Source organism: Rhizobium sp. No.120 (assembly GCF_054558365.1).
Genome location: NZ_BAAJNQ010000004.1, coordinates 328,428 through 352,123, shown reverse-complemented (window position 1 = coordinate 352,123; position 23,696 = coordinate 328,428). Strand labels below are relative to the sequence as shown.

Below are 23,696 nucleotides of genomic sequence, written 5' to 3'. Positions count from 1 at the left end.
ATTTCAGCGTCATCGCCGGATAGGGTGTCATGCAGCACGGCTTCGCATTTGGACCACAAATCAACGAAAATGCGGTCTTGTTCCGCCTGTGGGCGCCCTTGGCGGAGCGCGTGCTCGTCCGCATCGAGCAGCGCGGGGAATGGACCATGCGGCGGAGCCGGGAGGGGTGGCATGTCGTCGAAGTCGATGATGCGCAGATCGGCGATCGCTATAAGTTCGTGCTGGCCGATGGGTTTGCCGTACCGGATCCTGCCTCGCGCTTTCAGCCCGAAGACGTTCACGGGCCGAGCGAGCTGATCGATCCAACGTTCGCATGGAAAACGCAGGGATGGAAGGGACGCCGCTGGGAGGAGATCGTCATCTACGAATTGCATGTCGGCGCCTTCACGGAAGCTGGCACATTTCTGGCGACCATCGAAAAGCTCGACCATTTGCAGCGCCTCGGCATAACGGCCATTCAAATCATGCCGCTTTCGGATTTTCGCGGTCGGTACGGGTGGGGCTACGACGGTGTCCTACCCTATGCGCCGGATAGCAGCTACGGCCGTCCCGAGCATCTCAAAATGCTCGTCGATGCAGCTCATGAGCGCGGCATCTGCGTCTTTCTCGATGTGGTCTATAATCATTTCGGACCGGACGGGAACTATCTGCCCCGCTACGCGCCGTTCTTTGGCGACCGGCACGAAAGCGTCTGGGGCAAGGGCCTGAACTACGATGGCGAAGGCAGTCGTTTCATCCGCGATTTCGTCATCGAAAACGCAATCTATTGGCTGAGCGAGTTCCGGATGGATGGTTTGCGGCTCGATGCCGTTCACGCGATGAAGGACGATAGCGATCCGCATATCCTTCTCGAACTTGCCGGTCGCGTCCGAAGCGCATTCCCTGAACGCCATGTCCATCTGATCGTCGAGAACGAGGATAACGAAGCGGCCCTCCTCGCACGCGGCGAGGACGACAAGCCGCGCCATTTCACTGCACAATGGAATGATGATATCCACCACGCTCTTCACGTGGCGGCCACGGGCGAGACCTTCGGCTACTACGAAGATTATGCCGATTGGATACCGCGTCTGAGCCGCGCGCTTGCCGAAGGCTTCGCGTTTCAAGGGGAGCACATGGAATATCGAGGGCGGCCAAGGGGATCGTCAAGCGTTGGCTTGCCGCCATCCGCCTTTATCTCCTTCATCCAGAACCATGACCAGATCGGCAATCGGGCGCGCGGCGATCGCATGATTTCCTCCCACCCGATCGAGGCGATAAAGGCCATCGCAGCCATCTATCTTCTCTCGCCGCAGATCCCCATGCTGTTCATGGGTGAGGAATGGGGCGCTACCGACCCTTTTCCCTTCTTTTGCGATTTCGATGAGGAGCTCAACGCCAAGATAAGGCTTGGCCGCAAGGACGAACTGAAACGCCTGCCCGGCTTCGAAGCGGAGGATGCGTGCGACCCTACGGCCGAAGCCACCTTCCGCAGCGCGAAATTGCGGTGGGACAAAATGAATGAGAACTCGGCAATTGGTCACTATTACCGGCAGTTGCTAAGGCTCAGACATCAGGTCGTCGTGCCGCTCCTTGCTGATGCGCCTAGTTGCGCGGCGACCTACGATCCAAACGCCTCGCCCCTCAGAGTGCGCTGGCAAATGGGGGCCTCAAGTCTCCATCTGGCAGCCAATTTGTCGAACACGCCAGCTGCTTTACAAGGACCTGCCGAGGGGCAAGCATTTTTCTCGGTGGGCAACATAGCCAACAACTCGATGGGACCGTGGACCGTTGTTTGGAGTCTGTCCTGAGCCACCCTGGTTGAGCGACAAGCTTGCGCCGCTCTTCGAAAGCCTTGAAGCTTCGCTAGTTTATCCTTGCAGGCGCTGCGCTTTTTCCAAGGCGTCGATGATCGCCTTGTCGGTAAATGGCTTGCCGATTATTCCGACTGCTCCTTCGAGGCCGTATCCAACCCGTTCGGGGCTGCCGGTCACAAAGATCACTTTTATCCTGAACCGATCCGTCAACCGACGAGCGAGTCCCGCTCCGCTGTGGCCATCGGCCAAGCCGAGATCCACAAAAGCCACCTGTGCCTTTGACGCGTAGGCCAGGGCCTGCTCTGCCGTCATGAAAGAGCCTACGACATCGTGGCCGGCTTCGATAGCGATACGCTCCAACTCGAGTGCCACCAAGGGCTCGTCTTCGACGATCATGACCTTCATTAACAACCTCCTCATGCAATCAAAGATAGATCAAATTGGAAGAAAAACGATGTCCGCTAACGGACAGTTCCGTCGAATGCGGTGCCCGACGGTATTGTCCAACCTCCAAAGACAGCAGATTTTCAGGATTGTTCTCCTCCCTTCGTCGCTCCTTCGGGATCAAAGAGGAACATTGCCGTTGAAAGGGGCGCGAGATCGAGGAGAAGGGACTGGCGACGCCCATGCGCGGGAAAACCGTCGGTAACGCGATCGCTAGAGCCGATACCGGCTCCGCCATAAACAGAGTCATCAGTATCGAGTATCCGCCGCCAGAAACCGGAAAATGGGACACCGACCCTGTATCCGCCTCGGAAAACCGGCGTGAAATTCGAGATCACCAGAACGGCCGACCGCCGCCCGGCGTCGAAGCGCAGCATTCCGAAAACCGACTGTTCGGCGTCATCCGCAACAGCCCACTCAAAGCCGTCCGGCACGGTGTCGCCATGCTGCAAACAGGGAAAATACCTGTAGATCCGGTTCAGATCGCGCACCAGCCGTTGCAGGCCGGCGTGAGACGGTTCATCGAGGAGATCCCATTCCACGGAACTGTCATGGCTCCATTCCGACCATTGACCGATCTCACCGCCCATGAAGAGAAGCTTCTTACCGGGGTAGCCCCACATGAAGCCGAAAAGAGAGCGGAGATTGGCCATCTTCTGCCACTGATCGCCGGGCATCTTGGCGAGCATGGAGCCCTTTCCATGCACAACTTCGTCATGCGAAAACGGCAGGATAAAGCGCTCGCTATAGGCATAGATCATGCCGAAGGTCATCGAGCCATGATGATACTTTCGATAGACCGGATCGTCCGACATGTAGTGGAGCGTGTCGTGCATCCATCCCATATTCCACTTCATGTCGAAGCCGAGCCCACCTTCCGCAGCGGGTTTGGTGATGTTCGGAAAAGCGGTCGATTCCTCGGCGATCATCAGTGCATGCGGACAGCGTTCGTGAACGATGCTGTTCAGATGCTTGAAGAATTCGATGGCTTCCAGGTTTTCGCGCCCGCCGTAGCGGTTCGGGATCCATTCGCCTTCCGGGCGGCTATAGTCACGATAGAGCATGGAGGCGACGGCATCGACGCGCAACCCGTCCACATGATAGCGCTCAAGCCATTCGAGCGCGCTCGCGATCAGAAAGCCTTTGACCTCGTTGCGGCCAAGATTATAGATCAGCGTGTTCCAGTCGCGATGGAAGCCCTCGCGCGGATCTTCGTGCTCATAAAGCACGGTGCCGTCAAAACGCGCCAATCCCCAGACATCCGTCGGAAAATGCGCCGGCACCCAATCCAGGATGACACCGAGCCCTTCCTGGTGGCAGCGATCGACGAAATATGCGAAATCTTCGGGCGTGCCATGGCGCCCGGTCGGCGCAAACAGGCCGAGTGGCTGATAGCCCCACGATCCGCCAAAAGGATGCTCCATGATCGGCAGCAGCTCGATATGGGTGAAACCCATTTCGCGGACGTAGGGAATGAGCCGCTGCGAGAGTTCGATCCAATCCAGCGCGCGGCCGCCATCTTCCATGTTGCGCAGCCAGGAGCCCGCATGGACCTCATAAATCGAAAGCGCCTTGGCGAAATGATCGGTGCTTCGGCCATTGTCCATCCAGCCATGATCGTTCCAGCGGAAAGGCTCGGAGGAAGCCACCACGGACGCCGTCGATGGCGCCGGCTGCGCGGCTCGCGCAACCGGATCGGCCTTTTGCGGAAGCAGGGTGCCGAAGCGATCGAGAATCTCGAACTTATAGCGTTCGCCGACGGTGACGTGCGGAAGGAATATCTCCCATACACCTGCCTGCGGCCGGAGCCTCATCGGATGGCGGCGTCCGTCCCAGGCGTTGAAGTCACCGACTACGGATACCCGGCTTGCATTCGGCGCCCAAACCGCAAAGCGCACGCCCGCGATATCGTCGATCGTCATAGGATTAGCGCCGAGAGCTTCGCTCAGGTTGTAATGCGTGCCTTGCGAGATCAGGTGGAGATCCAGATCGCCGAGCAGCGGCGCGAAGCTGTACGGATCGGCCGTCACCTGGACAGCATCGGGCCATTGAATTCGCAGATAATAGGCGTTGCGTTCGGCAAGCATCGCGCCGAACAGACCTGCCGGCTGGATGAGATCGGCCAATGCCAGAACGCGATCATTATCGCGATCGAGGATTTCAACGCGCAAAGCCCCCGGCAGATAGGCCCTGACGCTGTAGCGGCCGTCCACACCTTGATGCATGCCGAGGATCGAAAAGGGATCTCCATGCCGTCCCTCTACCAGCGCATGTATGGAACTCGCATCCACTCCGCTGAGAATGTCGGCAACGTCGCTCATGAGCGGCTCTCCGAAAGTCGGGCTATGATGGCGGCAAGTCCGTTCAGCGGGATCGGAAGCCACTTCGGCCGGTTTCGGGCCTCATAGGCGATCTCATAGGCAGCCTTCTCCAGAAGAAAGATATCGATGATCCGCCGCACCTCGACAGGCGTTTTCGGCAAATCTGGCGAAGCCGCCAATGCCTCGATATAGGACGTCAGAAAAATGCGTTCCGCATTTTCCGCGAAGCGCTGGATCACCTCTCGGCGGCGGGCATCATGATGATCCGAAATGGCGTCGTTTTCGAGCATGGCGGTGGCCGAGAGATAGTCGAGCGACCGCAGCAGGCCGGCAGCGTCGCGCAGAGGGCTCGTCTTGGCGCGACGCTCGGCGAGATTGCGCGCGGGCTCGCCTTCGAAATCAATGATAACAGCATCGCCTTCCGTCACCAGGATTTGACCAAGATGGAAATCGCCATGCGCACGCGTCAACAACGTGCCTTTCGCCTCGCCCGCCAGCGCACTGGCAAGCTCGAGGATCCTGTCGCGTTCGGCAAGCAGCAAGGACATCTGTTCCGCGATCTCGGGCTCGACAGTGTCTTCAAGATCCGTGAGCTTGGAAAACGCATAGGTGATCTCGCCCGTTACGGTTTTACGAAGGTCAGCGATATCGTGTGCATCCGCCCGACGTGGCGCGAAGGCTTCGTTGTCGGTCGGTTGCGCCAATAAAACATGCAATTCTCCGAGCCGTTCGCCGACCATGGAAACGAAATGCAGAAGCGGCTGCAACTGCTCATCGGCCGCCTCGACGGCGGACTCTGTGACCACGATTTCATCTGCGGTGCGGCGCAGGTTGGACAGCATCCAATTCCAGGCATCACCTTGATTGCGGATCGCTCCTTGCACGATGATAAGCGTCGATCTGCGGCCTTCGCCGTCGGTGCGTGCCACCTCGCCCAGGAGGGGGGCGGTATGTTCATAACCGTGTTCCGTCAGATAGCGCGTCATCTCGACTTCCGGATGGACGCCGACGAAGACATGGCGGATCAGCTTGATCATCGCCAGATCACCCACGAGCAAGGAGCTGTTGGATTGTTCCGCCGAAAGCCAGCGGATCGGCATGTCCTCGCTTAAAGCCAGGCAATCGAGCCGATCAGTGCCGATGAATTCGATCATGCCGGTTCGCCCGCTGACCGTCGATCGATCACACAGGCCTTGAAGGATGCCCCGCGCCATCATCTCAACGGCAAATCCATCGGTCAGGAATCCAATCCGCCTGCCCTGCCGGATACGGGCAAGGGAAAGCTGCTGGGCGAGCACATTGGTCGCCGTATCGTCCCATTCGGCTGCGAGCGGCAACTGATAGCTTTCCACATGATCCGGCAGCACAACCTCGATCTCTCCGAGCACGACGCCGTCGGCAAAGGGTATCGGCGTCGCGGAAACGAGCCGCGCCTCCTGCAGAGCCTGGTCCTTGGCGCCGAACCAACGACGCTTCGCAAGATAGGCCGGCAGGATATCCCTGCTCAGCACCGCCGCGTGATGCGGCAGCTCGGCAAGCTCCGTCAGGCTGCGCCTGACAACGATCGTCACCAGATCGACAAGTTGCTCGGGCGGTGCCGTACGCCAGGTTGGTCCGTCGGCCTCGACAGCGAGCTGGAACCAGAAAAAACCATAGGGGGGCAGTGTGAGCAGGTAGGTGAGCTGTCCGATCGGCGGGAATGGCGACATGCCCGTCAACTCCACGGGAACCCGCCCTTCGAACTGCTGCAGATCGAGCTCTACGGCCTGGGGAACGCGCGACAGGTTTGCAACGCAAAGAATGACCTCGTCACCATATTCTCGCAAATAGGCGAGAATCCGCCGGTTGACCGGCGTCAAAAAGCGCATTGAACCTCGCCCGAAGGCGCTGTGGCGACCGCGCAGCGCCAGCATTCGCCGTGTCCAGTTCAAAAGTGAATGCGCGTCCGATACCTGTGCCTCGACGTTCAATGCCTCGAAGCCATAAAGGGGATCGGCAACCGGCGGCAACACGAGCCGTGCCGGATCTGCGCGCGAAAAGCCGCCGTTGCGATCGGGAGACCATTGCATCGGGGTGCGTACTCCGTCCCGGTCGCCGAGATAAATATTGTCTCCCATGCCGATCTCATCGCCGTAATAGACAATGGGTGTTCCCGGCATGGACAGCAGCAACGCATTCATGAGCTCGATACGGCGGCGGTCGCGTTCCATCAATGGCGCCAGCCGGCGTCGGATGCCAAGGTTGATGCGAGCGCGCTTGTCGGAGGCATAGGTCTCCCACAGATAATCGCGTTCAGCGTCGGTGACCATTTCGAGCGTCAACTCGTCATGATTTCTGAGGAAGATCGCCCATTGGCAGATGTCGGGGATCTCAGGCGTTTGACGTATGATGTCGGTGATCGGGAAGCGGTCCTCCTTGGCAATCGCCATGTACATGCGCGGCATCAAGGGGAAATGGAACGCCATGTGGCATTCGTCGCCGTCGCCGAAATATTCTCGCGTATCCTCCGGCCATTGGTTTGCCTCGGCAAGGAGCAGCACGCCGGAATGCGTCGCATCCAGCGCCGCACGGATCTGTTTGAGGATCAGATGGGTTTCCGGCAGGTTTTCGTTGTTGGTGCCCTCGCGCTCGACGAGATAGGGGATCGCATCGAGGCGGAAGCCATCGATGCCGGTTTCCAGCCAGAAGCGCATGACATCGATAATCTCCTTCATGACCAGTGGATTATCGAAATTGAGATCTGGCTGGTGCGAATAGAAGCGGTGCCAATAATAGGCGCCCGCCACGGGATCAAATGTCCAGTTCGACTTTTCCGTATCGAGAAAAATGATGCGGGTCTCAGGAAATTTCAGGTCGGTATCCGACCAGACGTAGAAGTCTCGCTCAGGGCTTACGGCAGGTGATTGCCGCGCGCGCTGGAACCAGGGATGCTGGTCCGAGGTGTGATTGATGACGAGCTCGATGATGACGCGGATATTGTGTTCATGCGCAGCCGCCACGAACTTCCGGAAATCCTCGAGCGTCCCGTAGTCCGGGCTGACGTTGCGATAATCGGCAATATCATAGCCGTCATCGCGCCGAGGCGAGGGAAAGAATGGCAGGAGCCAGATGGCATTCACGCCGAGCGCAGCGATATAGTCAAGCTTCTGGTACAGGCCTTCGAAATCGCCGATGCCATCGCCATTGGCATCGTAAAAGGACTTGATATGCAGCTGATAGATGATCGCATCCTTGTACCATAACGGGTCATTGGCAGCTTTATCCACCTCAGCCATGTAAACAGTATCCATCTCAGACCTCCCCTGCCCTGACACGCCAGATGGCAAAGGGCAAATGAGCCGGATCGAGCCTGATCATCTGCCACTTGCCCGTACGGCTGAATCTTTGGCCGCTGACGAGATCCTCGAAAGCGAGGGTGCCTTCGTCTGCCAAGCCGAACCGCCAGAGCGGAAATTCGACATTGCTTTCCTCTATCGCGTGCGGATTGAGCGTCACGGCGACGAACAGAACATTGTGTCGCCCGACGCTTGCCTTCTCGAAAAACATGACGTTGGGGTTCGACGAGGGCAGAAAGGTCAGGCCGAGATGCGAATGCAGCGCTGAATTATCCCTGCGAATTCGGTTGAGCATCGAGATCTCCGACTTGATGTTACCCGGGCGGTCGTAATCCCAGGCGCGGATCTCGTATTTTTCACTATCGGCATATTCCTTGCGCTTGGCATCCGGACGTCCTTCGCAAAGCTCGAAACCGTTATAGACGCCCCAAAGGCCGGACAGTGTGGCGGCCAGGACGGCCCGGATGAGGTAGGCAGAGCGCGGCGCGTTCTGCAGGAAGTCCGGATTGATATCATGCGTGTTGACAAAGAAATGCGGGCGAAAGAATTCCCTCACCTCACCTCGCGTAAGCTCGGTCAGATATTCCTCCAGCTCCGCTCTTGTGTTGCGCCAGGTGAAGTAGGTGTAGGACTGGGAGAAGCCGACCTTCGCCAGCCGGTACATCACCTTCGGCCTTGTGAAGGCTTCCGAAAGGAACACGACCTGCGGATGACGCGCACGGATATCGCCGATCATCCACTCCCAGAAGGGAAAAGGCTTGGTATGGGGATTGTCGACGCGGAAAATTTCCACGCCTTCCTCGACCCACATTTCGACGATGTCGCGCAGTTCAGCCCAAAGTGCTGGCACCGCCTCCGGCGCGTAGAAATCGACATTGACGATATCTTCGTATTTCTTCGGCGGATTTTCCGCATAACGGATCGTGCCGTCGGGCCGCCAGTCGAACCAGCCCGGATGTTCCTTTAGCCACGGGTGGTCGGGGGAGGCTTGAATCGCTAAGTCGAGTGCGATCTCCAATCCGAGCCGCCTAGCTTCCGTAATCAGATGCTCGAAGTCATCGAATCCACCAAGGAGGGGATGGATCGCCTCATGCCCGCCGTCCTCCGAACCAATCGCGTAAGGACTGCCTGGGTCAGTTGGAGCGGCGATAAGAGAATTGTTCCGGCCTTTGCGGTTGGTGTGGCCGATCGGGTGGATCGGCGGGAAATAGAGCACGTCAAAGCCCATATCTCGGATGGCCGGCAAGCGTGCGATGACGTCTTCGAAAGTGCCGTGGCGATTGGGATCCCCGCTCTGCGAACGGGGAAAGATCTGATACCAGCTTGCAAAGGCCGCCTCGCGGCGCTCGGCTTCCACACCATAGGTCCGCGAGTGCGAGGCAAAGGGACGGCGGTCGGCGAGCGCCATCAGCTCGTTCGTACGTGCGGCAAGCAGCAACTCAAGCTTGCCTGGCCCGTCACGCCTTTCGAGTTCGGCAAGCAGCGTCGCGAGTTCCGCCCTGTTCTCGTCCCTCATCGATATGCCGTCATCAGCTGCGGCATCCCGGATCAACTCCTCGCCTTCGATCAGTTCCAACCGCAAATCGAGCCGCGCTTCGCTCTTCTTGAGAAGCTCGTAGCGGAAGATGGCGAAGGGATTTTTCCAGGCCTCGACCTTGAAATCGAAGCGCCCGATGCGATCGAGCAGGAAGCCCCCCCGCCATCGATCGTTTTCGGAAAGGACCATTCTCGTTCGACGCCACTCAAGCTCGTCGCGAGCGCGGTAAAGAAGGGCAGCCGCCAGCAGATCGTGGCCGTCGGCAAAGATGTCCGCCTCGACGATCACGGTATCACCGACGATGCGCTTGACGGCAAAGCGTCCATCGTCGACCTGCGGCGTAACATGTTCGATGGCGATGCGCGAAGAGGCCGTCGCTTCATTGAGGGACAGCTCCCCTTCGTCAGCCGTGACGAGAGGGTGGGCCTCGGTTGTGACAACACGCAGCTCGCCCGGAGCGATCCTGCGGCTGTTGAGCACCACCTCGATAGGCAAGAAAGGCGAGGCCAAGCGATGCATGATGTCGTCAGGCAGTTCCGCCCCACGACGCAGATCTCTGTTGACAGCGAGAAGCCGCGCATGCGCTGCCTCCCGCAAGGTGGGCCGATCAGCCTGTCCAATCACCGTCACTTGGCTCGTCGTTTCGCTACGAAGGGTCGTCCATCGAATAGACGAGCGTGGCGTGGAATTCAGGTCGCGTATATCCGCGGAGATATCATAAGCACCTTCGGCTTTGAGGACACGCAAACCCTCGCCATGACCATATGTCGGATCGAGCGGCAGGGTGGCGCCGAATTCAAAACCCATCGGCACAAGCAATCCATCGCCGAGTTCGGCCGCAAGACGGAGAGCGCGGCGGGACTTTCGCTCGCGGACCTCCATGCTTTCGGTGCCATGCGCCAATCGCCGTCCAAACGGTGCTTCCGGAAAAGCGATCTGCGGTCCGAAAGGAAGCTGCAGATGATATTCCTCCAGGAACCAGCTTTCGCGCAGATCCCACCAGGCAAGCGACGAGAAGGCACCATCGAACCCGCAGTCCCGTAATGCCGAGCGCAGAGCGAAATCGGTTCCCGGCGTATAGGCAAAAAATCTCGTTCCCGGCCTTGCCCTTTTTGCGCTGGTCATCAAGCGACGCCAGGCATCGACAGGCAGGCCGCCAAGGCCAAGGACCCGATAGCCGGCGATCCCACATGACGCAAACTCCGCCAGCCGGCTCTCCCACTCGTCGATTACCTTCATGGGGAATAGCGCTGTCGGCCTAGTTGAAGCGAGGGGCGACCGTCGTGGATCGAGTGGAGTAAAGGCGGCTGCGGTCCCGGCATCATGCGCGGTAACCATAAGATCCAGCATGAATTCAATCCCAGACGCCCGCGCATCTTGGGCCAGCACGGATAGGCCCTCTTTTGCATCTCCTCCCAGCTCGAGCGCCGGATCCAGATGTTCGTAATTGTCCGTGGAGAAAACACCGGCGCCTGCCCCTTTGCGAAAAGGCGGGGCCGAGAGCACGATGTCGAAACCGAGCATGCTCGCGTGATCAAATACCTCGTTCCATCCATCTCGCCCCGCCAGCAGCAATGGATTCACATAGTAGATCCGCGGATGGCTGGATGCGGTATCTGACTGAGCTGCGAGCGGCATCAGGTAATTCTCCACGCCTTACGCGGACATGAGCTATTGTTTCAGCGATCATTAAATCTAACCTACAGGCAGCTTCATTGTTCCAACCCAAGCAACTTGCACTTGAGTGAAGAGCGTGCTTTTCACATCGCAAATGGATCAGTGTTACGGCGGAAGCCGATGCCCGTCGCCATGAATGAAGGCCATTCGAGGGCACCGGGACGCACAGCTTTCTTCAAAATCGGAAAGATCAAAGAAAGGGAACATTCTAGCGCCGCAATGGAGCTCCGCATCGAGTGCGGCACCAGTCTTTTGCTCTTCCGGCCAAACATGAAGTTGCACAGCAAGCCAGACGCGTCACGAATCCAACAAAGCAAAGGGCGGCCTCGCTAAATTCGTGACACGCTGCAGGATAAAGCCCCCAGCAAGCTGTCTGAGTTGGAGCGACACGATTCCGTGGCACGGTGGAAGGAAAAGCTCTTCCTCGGTGGCCCACCCTGGCGTTATTCAAGGACGCGAACAACCGTGCGCGTCTTCGGTTGGACAATGACACGTTTGTGGTTCACGACGGCGTAGGCATAGGTCGGATTGTCTGGGACCGGTGTGACGACGACCGTCTCCGGAAGCGGGCGGCCGACAACGATCTGGTCTTGGACGACTGCCTCGGAGGGAGGCAGGGGCTGCTCCTCTACGTAAGTGACCACTTTCTCCGGCGGCGGATCGATCGCGGTACCGGCAATCGCACCGGCGACACCGCCCACTGCAGCCCCGACGGGGCCACCGACAACTGCGCCAGTCACCGCACCGCCTGCGGCGCCCGTGACCGTGGAAGACTGCGCGAAGGCCGAACCGGCCAGAAGGCCGAAAGCGGCCACTGAAACGACTAGTCTCGTTCTCATAACATTCTCCTTTCAGCTCTCGTGAGCTGAAAGGAGAATCGCTCAACCAACAGAATGTTCCTCTTCGGTTACCATCCGGAGATATCACGAGTTGACCGGTTGCGAGAAACTTCGTGATCAGCAAGGATGCTGCAGAGGCTATGAGCCTCGAAGCTAGATCGACAGTACCGCTAGCAAGCCAGCTGCGCCTTATCTCTCACGTCGATTATCAGCGTCCCCGGCCATAGCGATTGATGTGTCTAAACAGCTCCAACTTTTCAGCGAGTTCGATCTCGGACACCGGCTTTCCGATTGTTGCAAGCACCACCGGGGAATGCTCCGCCGCAATCGCCGCCTGACCCGTGACGAAGATACTTGGAATTCCCCGTTCGGAAAGCCAGATCGCCGCGTCCGGGCCAGTGCGTCCATCAGCAAGATCGATATCCACCAGCACTCCGTCGATGCCACCGAGATCCTGGCTTTTAACGAGGTCGGCGAAGCTTGTAGCAGACCCTGCAAAGATATGGCCCAAATCCTCGATCATGGCCTCCATTTGAAAAATGATCAGCGGGTTGTCTTCAAGACAGAATATCCGCAACGGAGGCGCTGAAGATTCCATGGGTAACAGGTCTCCTAAAGGTCAAGGTCCTTCGGTGACACTCGCGCAAGCGGACCAATCTGAGTAAAGCTTAGTCCCTGTGGATGGAACTGGATGGTGGGCGGGGTACCGAACAGGTTGTATAACGCCGAGCGGATATACCGTGTTCCATATCCGCTGCTTTTCGGTTCCGAGACTGGCGGACCGCCTCTCTCCAACCATTCAAGATCCAGGTTACCATCCTGTGAAACGGACCAATTCAAACTTATCCTGCCCTCCGGCTTTAGAAGGGCGCCATATTTAAGCGCATTCGTCGCAAGCTCATGGAAGCACAAGGCCAGCGTTGTTGCAGCTTCGGCACTCAGCAAAATTTCCGGCCCTTTGAAACTGATGCGATCCGCGCCTCGCGCCCGATATGGGCTGAAGGTCAATTCGGCAATATGGGAGAACTCTGCTGCATCGCCATTCGCCTGGAACACTGCGGAATGTACGTTGGCAAGAGCGGCAAGGCGACCGGCGAAATCATCGGCGAATTCATCCAGCGCAACGGCATGTCGTCGGGTCATCTGGAAGATTGAAGAGATGCTCGAGAGAATGTTCTTCACGCGATGATTGAGCTCACGCCGAAGCTCGCGCTCGCGCTCCATGTGGTCTCGAACGTCTCGCTGGCGCAGGCGCGCTAGGAGGCTCGATTGAACGCCACTCAGCAATTCGAGCGCCGTTACGGGCCGTTGGTAGTAGATCTGCCGCGAGCGCGGCCAAGCGGCCGACAGCTCAGCCTGAACGCGGGCCGGAGGAACCATCCGATCCAATAGGATGAGAACAGGCATCTCAGACCATTCTGGCTGTTCGACAAGGTGGTTTCCGATCGCCTTCTGCACTTCCGGATCAAGTGCCTCCTGGGTGGTAACAAGGACACCAGGTGTTTGTGCCAACAGCGCCGTCAATTGTTCCAAGCCGTCCGCCTGCCGCACGGCTACACCATTCTGAGCCAGAAGGATCTCCAAATGTTCCGCGTCGCGCCGATAAGGTGCGATTACCAATACCCAGTCGAGATGGCTGTCATTCTCGGCCACGAGCGATCAGGTCTCCGGAATCGGGTTATATGAGACGACCGTGACGCCGGAGCTTTGGATGAACAGTTCCCGTACGTCGAGATCGTGCGGGCCGTGCCGTTTCTTCACAACGGTGATGCTGCGCCGCAGCCTGCCCTCATGTTCGGTAATTCGCAGCAGTAGCACCGTGTCGCCCAGAAAACTTACATCGACATCAATACCGACACCTTGACCGAGCAGACCATGCTGCGCGACGATAAGGATGGTAAGCACGCCCGCTCGCGCAAGAAATTTCAGGAGCGATTGGATATCGCGGACCGCCTTCTCACGATGCGGCAATGAATTCAGATATCCCGTGAAGCTATCGATGACGACGACCTTTACCCTTTCACTGCTCACCGCTTGCTGGACGATCTGGCCGAACTCGCCTGGCGAGATCTCATTGGGATTGAAATCCCGGATGATCAGCCGACCATCCTTGTGGAATTGGCGCAAATCCATGCCCAACCCTTCCGAACGTCGGAAGAAGGTCTCTATTCGTTCTTCAAACAGGAAAAGGCCTACGCTCTCGCCTCGTTTGAGGGCCGCAGTCGCATAGAGCGAGGCCATGGTTGATTTACCAGTCCCTGCCTGCCCTATGACAAGGGTAGTGGTTCCTGCTTCCTGGCCGCCGCCGAACATGTCATCGAGAGTATCCACACCCGACTTGATCAACTGCGGCTCAACAGTTCTCGCCACTGCGCCCGGTATGATCCGCGGGAATACAACCACGCCCTCGCCTTCGCGGATCGCCATGTCGTGATAGCCGTCAGCGACAGGCACACCGCGCATCTTGCTCACTTCGATGCGGCGGCGAACCGCGCCATATTCCTCAAGCGATTTGTCGAGACGAATGACGCCGTGAGCAATGCCATCAACCTCTTCCCCTGTTCGATCGGTCTCTGGAGTTTGGGTATCAAGCAGCAGAGCCACGATGTCGCGTTTGGCAAGAAACGCCTTGAAGGCGATCAGCTCGCGACGAAAGCGGGGTGAATCACCGGTGATCAACCGTATTTCCAGGAGTGAGTCATAGACCAGCCGACTGGGTTTGTGCTCCTCGATTGCGCTTTCGATCATCTTCCGCGTCTCGTCCAGACGGAGTTCAGCCGTCTGAAAAATCGACTGATCGGTCACTCCCCTGACCGTATCGGAAGCCGCGAGCTCTTCCACCCGAATGCCCTCAAGCGTCCAGCCATGAGACAGGGCAATCGCCTCCAGCTCTGCCCTCGTTTGAGACAGGCTGACATAGATACAGCGCTCTCCGTTCGCGGCGCCGGCCCGGAGGAATTGCAAGGCTGCGGTCGTCTTTCCCGACCCTGGCGCACCCTGGACAATATAGAGATTTGATGCAGGCAGACCGCCACGGAGAATTTCGTCCAGCCCGGGGATGCCGGAACCGACGATCGTCAGCTTCTTGCTCTCAACCACGTTCACCTCTCGCTTACGCCTCAATTGATGACGTACAACGCCCAATCATGATATCGGGTTCCTAGGTTGCGGAATGATTAGAGCGCGTCCGTTTTATTCGGGGTCATATCCACACGATATGAAGTAGTTGGCGCATTCTTGTGGTTCGAACAGCGTGAGGATGTGGCCGACGGTATTCCATAAGCCGTCGATCGTTCGCTCGGCTTTGGCGCGCAAGACGGCTTTGAGCTTCGCGAATGCCTTCTCGATCGGGTTAAAATCGGGACTGTAGGGAGGAAGGTAAAGCAATCGGCATCCGGCGTCTTCGATTGCGTGACGCACGCCTTCCGCTTTGTGTGCAGGCAGATTGTCCATGATGACGATGTCGCCCGGTGCCAAGGTTGGAATGAGAACCTGCTGGACATAGGCCTGGAATGCTACCCCGTTCATCGCACCGTCCAAGACCATGGGTGCGGTCATTCCGGATAGCCTGAGCGCTCCGGTAAACGTCGTTGTCTTCCAATGGCCGTGCGGGACCGGTGAGCGGCATCGATCTCCGCAAGGGGCCCGTCCGCGAAGCCGAGACATCTTCGTGCTCAGGCCGGTCTCATCGATGAAGACGAGCCGCGCCGGATCGAGATCGAGTTGGCCGTCGAACCAGTCCTGACGACGTTTCAGGAGGTCAGGACGCTCCTGCTCCAGTGCATGTGCGGTCTTTTTTTGAAAGTCCAGCCGCGCTTTCGCAGCCAGACGTCAAGCGCGCTGCGGCCGATCGATACGGCTCTGTCCTCACGCAATCGCAGAACCATCTCATTGAGCGTGATATCCTTTTCCTCTTCTATCATGCCGATGATGAAGTCCTCGTGAGCATCGAGGCGTGAGCCACTGCGTCGGCCCTGCTTCGCAGGCGTCAACTGACCCGCCCGTGCGCTGGCGATCCAGGCGATGGCCGTTGAAATGCCAATTCCAAATCTGGCCGCCGCTGATCGCGCCGACATGCCATCGCGTGACGCAGCCAGAACGCGGCTACGCAGATCATCAAGGAAAGCTCGGATCATATTGCCTCCGACCAAATCAACAGTCGGGGCAATGGAATCAGAATTCCACAGCCAGGGGAATCCTCAGCTCGATTCCGCGTTCAATGGACGCGCTCTAGGGCAGATGGATTTCCGATCCAATATGTGATGGTGGCGTTGTCGGGAAATATTGGGTGCGCCCTACGCGCTCCGACTCAGGACGCGGGCCTGGCTTGTCACGCTCCCCAATTCGTGGATCGCCCTAAGGTCAGGACCCATTGTTTGAACGGGTGACGTCCCATTGTCCTGGGCTTAACGGTTGCAAGGGAATTTGGTCGGATGACCACGGCGACCCTCCGCTATGAGAATCATCGTTTCCCGCCGTCGATCATCGCCCAGGCCGTTTGGCTCTCCTACAGATTTCCGTTGAGCCTTCGTCTGGGAAATGCTCCTCGAGCGCGGGATTGTCGTTTCGTGTGAAACGATCCGGCGATGGCGTCGGAAATTCGGACCGGCCTACACAAAACAATGACGTCGCAAGCAGCTGTCTCGCCAGGACATCTGGCATCTGGACGAGGCGGTGATTTCCATTGGTGGTCGGAAATACTGGCTCTGGCGCGCCGTTGATCACGACGCGTATGTTCTCGATGAAATCGTCCGGTCTCGTCGCGACACGAAGGCCGCCAAGCGATTGCTGGTCAGACTGCTGAAGAAACAAGGCCGACCACCCAAGCGGATCATCACCGACAAGCTGCGCTCTAATGGAGCGGCAGAGCGGGATGTGATGCCGACCGTTGAACATCGGTCGCATAAAGGCCTGAACAATTGCGCGGAAAATTCACATTTGCCACTACGAGAACGGGAGCGGGCGATGCAGGGTTTTCGATCCGCTGGCGGTTGCAACGATTTATCTCGGTCTTCTCAGCGATCCGAAATCTTTTCGTCCCGCCGCACCAGAAGCACACCGCTCTCGCCACTCACATCCATCGCATCCGCGCGATGGCGCATCGGAAAGCCGTCACTGCCGCCATGACCTGAACTCTGCCTTCTCCCGGACGGTTCAACGATCGTTCGACAACGTGACATTACCTGGGGGAAATGCTCAGCGAAGTCAGCCAAGGTCTAGTAACCGGCGGCATAGATAACCTGCCTGTTGAGCGAATTGGGTTCCAAATTCTGCCGGCTACCATCTCGTTCTACCGATCCCATGCTGGGAGGGCCGTGTGCCGATCCCGAAGAGAAGCAAGGGCCTGCGAGAGGCGTAAAACTACCGAGAAACTGAAATCCCAAAAGCGCCTGACCTCAAGACGCCAAATAGAAGAAAGCCCGGCCATTCAACGCCAATGCGCGGTTTATCTGAAGGTCTGCTTTGCTCGGCAATGTCAATCTGGTTCATCGCGTCAGACGTGACACCGTCGGCCTCCAAGCGTCGAGCGGCGTGGCTGTCCCTGATTGGCCGCGGATCGTTCTTGGCGGTCCGGCGTGCGCCAAAATTGACGCGCTGGGATCGTTGCTGGGGTTGAGCTCCCATGCCTCACGCCGTTCATTGTCGAAGACGAAGCCACCGATACGGTCGTCCAGCCTGAAGGTGATGTAATCGGTCCAATGCTGGCCGCATGCAACACCGTTCTCGATGGTAAAGTATCGACCCTTAACCGCAATCGTCGCACCGCCATCGAGGAAGGGATCGCACTGCCCTCCCTCATCAGCCTTCATGACGACATCGTCATTGCGACCCGCGGCAACGAATTGCCCATCCCTTTTCTCGAACACGATAAGGGGACGCGCTGGAGCGCCCCTCGAGGCCGCGGGCAGGCTGTCCTCGTCGTCGCGGCCAAGCACGATAATCTCGAAGCTTCGCAGCGGCTTTCCCGCCGCCAGGTGCGCACTGGCGATGGCGTGATATCCAGCCGGGAGCTGCCTGACGATATCGGGGGACACGTTTTTCTCGGCCGCCGACGGGAACGATATTCCAACTATAATGATTCCAACTATGATGGCGGGGATCATTTTCATGCTAGTGCGACCGGCCCTCCCGCCTCATCGTTAGGCACTTCATCCGACTGGAAAACAATGTCGGCCCCTAGCTCGGTTTCCAACAGGGTATCGAGATCGGGGGCGACGAACGATGCATCGTCGTCGAGGAACAGCGATCCGGCATCAACCAGATAGGTCGCAAGCCCCTCCGCTCCAGCGCCGTGCACCAACAGCTGACCGCCGCCATTGTCCGCATAGGGCATCGCACCTGGAATCCTGGCCGAGACACCGTATGCCTGATCCATTGCGATAACATGATCTGGCCCCCACACGCGCAGTTCTCCCCTTCGCTTCCAGAGAAGCACAACATCGGTCATCTGTGTGACCATATCGAGATAGCCGGCCGGTATCTCCGCATAGGCCTCCCGAAGGCGTTCGATATCGACACCGCGCGCGGGCGGGCCATGCGAATAAATCTGAAACGACGCGCTCAATTTCATCGGCGGCAAAATCCTCAACCCTTGGTCGTAGCTTGGTCCGGCAGTCGGTCATCGCCTCGGTCACTCATCGAGAATTTCCAGCCGCTCGTTTGCTGCCCAAAAACAAGGTGCCAACATGCTGCGCCCGCTACCATCCAAATCTGTGCACGGGAACAAAAGGCTGGCACAAACCAACTTATCCCACAAGAATGGCAAACGCATCGTTCTTGAAGAGGTTCGAACCAGCGATTCTTCTCACGCGATTGTTCGCGAGCAGGGTGACACCCTGATCTTTTTGGGAAGCCATTTTGCCGATTGTGAAAAACCGTATCCCTGACCATCTATGTCTGACGGGCATGTCCGCACTCCCTTCGCCTCTCGTCGGGCTTAAACAGTTCGGAACAGCGCGCCGAGACGAGACTTGATGTATGTGATCGAGGATGCCATGTCTTTGGCGACACCCTCGGGAACGCCATTGAGTCCACGCGACAAGTCTTGCATTTGCTGGCCGATGAAGCTGCTCGCTTCAAGCGCTGCCCCTGTTACGCCATTTTGCATATTTGCTGCAAACTCAAGCAGCGCGGACTGCATACCGTTTGGCGGTGCTATCCGCGCTCGAGCGACGTCGGTGGGCGACGCGCTGTAGGGTGTGGCATCGAGCCAGTCAGGTCCGAGATTGTCTGGACACGCGAGGCCCAGAGCACTCGACAGGTCTGGCGCAACCGCATCGCGCTTCGTCAAAGGTGGTCCCAGAGTTGGAAACCGTTTGCGCAACGTCGCAATGATGGATGTGTGATCAAAAGGCGTATCGTTCTGCGGTCGCAGCACAATGCCCTCGACAACGTAGGGCGAGACGATGACAGCGGGCACACGCACACCATATCGACTAAAATCGAATGCGGCTCCGCGTCGTTTCGGCTCCGGCGGCTGTGCCGGCGGCGGCGGAACGTGGTCATAGCATCCGCCATGCTCGTCATAGGTAATGATCAGAAGCGTTCGGGTCCACGCAGGGCCGTTGCGAAGCGCGTTATAAACATCGGCCATCAGCTGTTCGCCAAGAGTTGCCACATGGGGCGGATGCTGGTCGTTCGGTAAGGAAACGTCAGCGAAATAGCGTGGCTCGATAAACGAGTAGGCAGGCAGGTCTACAGTTTTCGCATCAGTCAGGAATTCGTCGAAAAGTCGAAACCGACCTAACGAAAGCGAAAGCTTCTCAAGCGTGACCGCTTGCGGCACGTCATGGAAGTAGATTTTCCAACCACCAGGCAATCGCGCATCGTCGATGCGATTATAGATCGTCGGCATTTGGTATGGGAAGTGAACAGGTGAATTGTTCTCATAACCGTTGGCCGTGCCGGTATGCACGAAAAAGCGGTTCGGCCAGGTCTGGCAGGGAGCGGAAGCAAACCAGCGATCACAGACTGCAAACTGCCGCGCCAGTTTGCTGATCACGGGAACCTGCTCGGGCGTAAAATAATGCATCACGCTTGCCGGGTCATAAACTCCCGGCGAATGGGCTGCCTGAGCCTGATAATTCTTCACAAAGCCGCTCATATCCGGCTTCGCTCCTGACCGCGGCAAGCTCGTGCCGAACAGCTGCATATTGATGTCGGACCAACTCTCCGCCGGATCGGGATTGGGGATGGACATCGTCGCGTCGCTCGAGCCCGCTACATTGTGAACAGCATACGCAGCACCCGCTGCGTCGAGATTGGATTCGGAACCCGACAAACCGTCAAAATCTGGCGACTTTGGATAGAGCTTTCCGAGCATGCTGTCGAAAGATCGGTTTTCCAGCATGAGAACCACGATATGCTCAATCTGATTGAGTGCGCTCATTCTGTGTCCTTTGAACGACGATGTCGGGCTCTCTCAAAATCTCAGCATGCGCCGATTTCCTGCCGGTCCAACTATAGCCCCCAATTTAACCATAACATTAAACCAAGACGGCGCGCCGATGAAGCGAGCTGGCCTTATGCCCGCTACCATCGAGGCCTTGAAGGCATCGACATCAGGCAGTGTACGTGGCAGCCTAAGCTTCGTTAACATTACGATGCCTATGCAACTCGTTAAAACGGTTGCGGTTGGGGTCGCGCATTTGGTTCTGGAGGGGACGTGATCTGGGCCTCGGCAAGTGCTCCAAGTTCAAACTGCTCTTTTGTGCAATCTAGCGAGAGAAAGAAACTGCGCCGCAAGACCCGCCACCAACATCGTCCCCAGTATCCCAAGTGCCACTTTAAGGATCGGAGAATCCGGATCGGCAACAATAGGATGACCATCGGGCACGCGTCGCAAAGTCTCTGATACGGATGGAACCATCAAAATGAACACGCTAAGGGACAACAAAAAAGTCTCCAGGTACGTTTGAAGGCGCCCTAAGAAGGGCATCTTGTTTATGCTGTAACCTGCACACACGACCACGAGAGTGGCAATGCCGATTGCAGGACTAGCAGGGGCTTTAGCGACGAGAAAAATAGTGAGCCCGCCAATCAGCATGCAGACGAAATAGATTCGACCAGCCACGCTGCGTGGAGTGATCCGGCCATACCGGATGAGCATATATGCTGCAGTGGGGATGGCGGGAAGACTCCCCAACGTGTGGAGCCAGCCGAGTGGCGTTATTCCGAACATCTGAGGTCCTTTCGATCTGCCGGTACAATCCGCCGGCGCCTAGCGTTTCAATGTTGGGTACTCGTTCAAGCCGATGCCCGACGTCCGTTCTATTGCAGTAAGATTGAGCTTCCTGATCATCGACAGCACCTTCATTCGTGCGACAAACCAGATCGTTACAGCGCCTAGAAAAAAGTTCCTGCCTTGATCGCGATACCGTCAGCGTTAGCCGTCGCACCGTATTTCTCCCAAAACCTGCTGAATCGCCGGCGTGTCGGCAGAAAAATGGCGCAGACTTGAACCTGATGTGCGGGGGAATAGTATGGGTTCCAGTTTGGCGAACGATGGCGCCATGGTATCTCATCGCCAGCAAGAATAGGGCGATTCAGCCAGTGTTGCGGGTGGAGCAGGATTTGCCCGATCGTCTCCCGCCGACCACCTTACGACGACCGTTATCGTCAAAAAAAGGGAAAGCTTCAGATCGGCAGCATGCCTGCAGGTCAAAACGAAGCTACCAGCGCAGGCTAACTTTACCGACCAGGCTTCCGACCAGCCCGCTCAGCAGGATGCCCAGGGTGTACCATATCGCGATGAATGGGATACCGTTTTCCACACAGGCCCAGGAATATACCCAGCCGCCGACACCCCCGGCGCAAGCGCCTGCAACGAAACCGGCGAGTGCCGGGCGCGTGGGGGCCGCACGCCTCAGAAACCACATGTTGGCGCAGAAAGCGGGAATGCCGAAAGCCACGATCAGGAAAGGGCAAAAGAACGCTGAATATCCAATGATCAAACCCGGATAGGATGAAGCCGGCGACAGCCCGAGTTGAGCGATGGCCAGAAGCGCGACGATGCTGAATGCCACGACCGGAACCCGAACCATGTTCCCAATCGAACCCTCTGGGCGCGCGACCCGGTCAAGGGCGACGATCGTCGCGCTCATCAAAACTGCAGTGTATAAAAACTTCACCCAAAACGCCGCTACCGTCACATGGTGCAGATGCGGGCGAAAGTTGAGCGATATAAGCAGCGCGATGGCCGCACCGATCACGCCGACAATGATCGTAAGCGCAAGCCTCACTCGCAGCGCATGACGGCGAACTGGAGTGAGATCGCTTACCAGAGCCTCGATGAATTCATCATTTTTCGTCATTGGCAAAACCCAGCTTGCGTCCAATCGCGCGCATCCCGCGGTGAATGCTGACGCGAACCATTGCTTCAGACTGCCCGCTCTCGCTTGCGGCTTCAGCAGTGGTCTTTCCGGCAATCTTTACCTGCCTCAGAAGCTCCTTCTGTTTGACAGGCAATTGGTCGAGAAGACGGTCGATGTCGAGGTGAGCAAACAGCGCCTCCTCTCGAAATTCAGCCGCGATCTCATCCCCCAAAGCAATTTCCACGCCTCTTTTGCTGCCATTTACCCTGAAATGGTCGATCAGCTTGTATTTCGCGATTTGGAAAAACCACGCGGTGAACGGACGTTCCCGATCATAGGTAATGCGCCGGCTATGCACCGCCAAAAGCACCTCCTGAACCAGATCCTCGGCGTCACGGTCTGCATTCGATCCAAGCCTCCTTCGATAAAATGCCAAAAGCAGATCTCGCAAAATGACGAGCAAGCGCCTGTACGCAGCCTCATCGCCGTCAAGCGAGAGAAGCATCAAGCCTTTCAGGACCTGTTCCGATACCGATTTCGTCATTCGCGTGCAGTCATTCGTTGATCGGCGCTATTTGTTACATCCCGAACCGGATTTTTTGTCGCCCTTCTTGTGATCACAACGGCGTGATCGCTGTAACGCATTCGCACAAGCGCCGAATGAGGAAGCGGAATTGAGGGACAGTGGCCGCTGGTAAGATGCCATAGCCGCCTTGCCTCATTTCCAGAACGATCGCCCTACCCGCTCCAGATAGCCGGATGGGCATCATATCGAAAAGATGCAAGATATGGAGAGCAGAATGTCGCTCACAAAGTTGAAGATCATGGGTATGGTGCTGGCGCTTGCTGCCGCGACCACACTATCCGCACAGGCTGCCGATAAGGCGCGCGTTCGCGGCGTCGTGGAAAGCCTCAGCGGCGATACGCTGATGGTCAAATCGCGCGAAGGCAAGGACGTGACGGTCAATCTGAAATCCGGCTGGGCCGTCAACGGCATCGTCAACGCCTCCGTGAAGGACATCAAGCCTGGGGATTTCGTCGGCATCGCGTCCGTTCCGACCGACAGCGGCATCAACGGGGCGCTCGAAGTCTTGATCTTTCCCGCCGCGATGAAAGGCACCGGTGAGGGCGATTACGGCTGGGATCTAAAGCCGAAGAGTTCGATGACCAATGCGACGGTTGCCAGCGCCGTCACCTCGGTCAATGGTCCGACCCTGTCGCTCACCTACAAGGGCGGCGAGAAGAAGATCTCGATCCCTCCAGGCACGCCGGTCGTCACCTTCGGCAAGGCGACGAAGGACGACATCAAGCCCGGCGCAGGAGTCATCATCAACGGCACGACCGATGGAGACAATACGGTTGAATCCGACCGTGTCGTGGTCGGCATAAATGGCGTCATCCCGCCAATGTGACGCATCGATGCCGCCATCACGG

At 57.7% G+C, this 23,696-nt stretch carries 17 protein-coding genes and 1 pseudogene; 3 read left to right on the top strand and 15 right to left on the bottom strand.

The features are described 5' to 3' along the window. The first annotated feature begins 29 nt into the window (after positions 1-29). The gene (treZ, locus tag ACYJRZ_RS15525; RefSeq protein WP_459460202.1) at positions 30-1,790 is read left to right on the top strand and encodes a malto-oligosyltrehalose trehalohydrolase; all 1,761 of its coding nucleotides are present in this window, start codon (positions 30-32) and stop codon (positions 1,788-1,790) included. Positions 1,791-1,850: 60 nt separating this feature from the next. Here treZ and ACYJRZ_RS15520 read toward each other — a convergent pair whose 3' ends face one another. The 9 genes from ACYJRZ_RS15520 to ACYJRZ_RS15480 all read right to left on the bottom strand — a co-directional run bounded on the left by ACYJRZ_RS15520 (position 1,851) and on the right by ACYJRZ_RS15480 (position 16,085). Then, positions 1,851-2,201: a response regulator gene (locus ACYJRZ_RS15520; RefSeq protein WP_459460200.1), complete on the bottom strand. Its 351-nt coding sequence runs from the start codon at positions 2,199-2,201 to the stop codon at positions 1,851-1,853. Positions 2,202-2,323: 122 nt separating this feature from the next. Then, a complete protein-coding gene (gene glgB, locus ACYJRZ_RS15515; protein ID WP_459460198.1) occupies positions 2,324-4,561 on the bottom strand; it encodes a 1,4-alpha-glucan branching protein GlgB in 2,238 nt (745 codons plus the stop codon). Next, positions 4,558-7,851, bottom strand: coding sequence for a maltose alpha-D-glucosyltransferase (gene treS, locus ACYJRZ_RS15510; RefSeq protein WP_459460196.1), 3,294 nt, complete (start codon positions 7,849-7,851; stop codon positions 4,558-4,560). The genes glgB and treS overlap by 4 nt, the downstream gene beginning before the upstream one ends. Position 7,852: 1 nt before the next feature. Continuing rightward, positions 7,853-11,071 carry a maltotransferase domain-containing protein gene (locus ACYJRZ_RS15505; RefSeq protein WP_459460194.1) on the bottom strand — a complete coding sequence of 1,073 codons (3,219 nt, stop codon included), beginning with the start codon at positions 11,069-11,071 and terminating at the stop codon, positions 7,853-7,855. A 482-nt stretch (positions 11,072-11,553) separates the two neighbouring features. Further along, positions 11,554-11,949, bottom strand: a complete 396-nt coding sequence (locus ACYJRZ_RS15500) for a DUF1236 domain-containing protein (RefSeq protein WP_459460192.1) — start codon at positions 11,947-11,949, stop codon at positions 11,554-11,556. A gap of 208 nt (positions 11,950-12,157) precedes the next feature. After that, positions 12,158-12,547: a response regulator gene (locus ACYJRZ_RS15495; RefSeq protein WP_459460190.1), complete on the bottom strand. Its 390-nt coding sequence runs from the start codon at positions 12,545-12,547 to the stop codon at positions 12,158-12,160. A 14-nt stretch (positions 12,548-12,561) separates the two neighbouring features. Further along, positions 12,562-13,602, bottom strand: coding sequence for a sensor histidine kinase (locus ACYJRZ_RS15490; RefSeq protein ID WP_459460188.1), 1,041 nt, complete (start codon positions 13,600-13,602; stop codon positions 12,562-12,564). A gap of 6 nt (positions 13,603-13,608) precedes the next feature. Beyond that, positions 13,609-15,048, bottom strand: a complete 1,440-nt coding sequence (locus ACYJRZ_RS15485) for an ATPase domain-containing protein (protein WP_459460186.1) — start codon at positions 15,046-15,048, stop codon at positions 13,609-13,611. 93 nt (positions 15,049-15,141) lie between these two features. Continuing rightward, a protein-coding gene (locus tag ACYJRZ_RS15480; RefSeq protein ID WP_459460185.1) for an IS630 family transposase occupies positions 15,142-16,085 on the bottom strand; the annotation gives its coding sequence in 2 pieces (ribosomal slippage) (positions 15,142-15,761 and positions 15,761-16,085; 945 coding nt in all). A 248-nt stretch (positions 16,086-16,333) separates the two neighbouring features. On the opposite strand from ACYJRZ_RS15480, the pseudogene ACYJRZ_RS15475 reads away from it, so the two are divergent. After that, positions 16,334-17,081, top strand: a pseudogene (locus ACYJRZ_RS15475) (IS6 family transposase). Between the two features lie 354 nt (positions 17,082-17,435). Here the strand turns inward: ACYJRZ_RS15475 and ACYJRZ_RS15470 are convergent. The 6 genes from ACYJRZ_RS15470 to ACYJRZ_RS15445 form a co-directional block, all read right to left on the bottom strand. Continuing rightward, complete coding sequence (locus tag ACYJRZ_RS15470) at positions 17,436-17,984, bottom strand: hypothetical protein (RefSeq protein ID WP_459460183.1); 549 nt, start codon at positions 17,982-17,984, stop codon at positions 17,436-17,438. Between the two features lie 71 nt (positions 17,985-18,055). Beyond that, complete coding sequence (locus tag ACYJRZ_RS15465; RefSeq protein ID WP_459460181.1) at positions 18,056-18,520, bottom strand: hypothetical protein; 465 nt, start codon at positions 18,518-18,520, stop codon at positions 18,056-18,058. Positions 18,521-18,886: 366 nt separating this feature from the next. After that, the gene (locus tag ACYJRZ_RS15460; protein ID WP_459460179.1) at positions 18,887-20,308 is read right to left on the bottom strand and encodes an alkaline phosphatase family protein; all 1,422 of its coding nucleotides are present in this window, start codon (positions 20,306-20,308) and stop codon (positions 18,887-18,889) included. A gap of 336 nt (positions 20,309-20,644) precedes the next feature. Next, entirely contained in the window at positions 20,645-21,130 is a 486-nt protein-coding gene (locus ACYJRZ_RS15455) for a hypothetical protein (protein ID WP_459460177.1), read from the bottom strand. A 490-nt stretch (positions 21,131-21,620) separates the two neighbouring features. Continuing rightward, the gene (locus ACYJRZ_RS15450) at positions 21,621-22,262 is read right to left on the bottom strand and encodes an NrsF family protein (RefSeq protein WP_459460175.1); all 642 of its coding nucleotides are present in this window, start codon (positions 22,260-22,262) and stop codon (positions 21,621-21,623) included. After that, positions 22,249-22,806 carry a sigma-70 family RNA polymerase sigma factor gene (locus tag ACYJRZ_RS15445; protein ID WP_459460173.1) on the bottom strand — a complete coding sequence of 186 codons (558 nt, stop codon included), beginning with the start codon at positions 22,804-22,806 and terminating at the stop codon, positions 22,249-22,251. The genes ACYJRZ_RS15450 and ACYJRZ_RS15445 overlap by 14 nt, the downstream gene beginning before the upstream one ends. A gap of 256 nt (positions 22,807-23,062) precedes the next feature. Here ACYJRZ_RS15445 and ACYJRZ_RS15440 point away from each other — a divergent pair, with 256 nt between their 5' ends. Continuing rightward, positions 23,063-23,674 (top strand): hypothetical protein, encoded by a 612-nt coding sequence (locus tag ACYJRZ_RS15440; RefSeq protein WP_459460172.1) that lies wholly within the window; start codon positions 23,063-23,065, stop codon positions 23,672-23,674. The last annotated feature ends 22 nt before the right edge of the window (positions 23,675-23,696 follow it).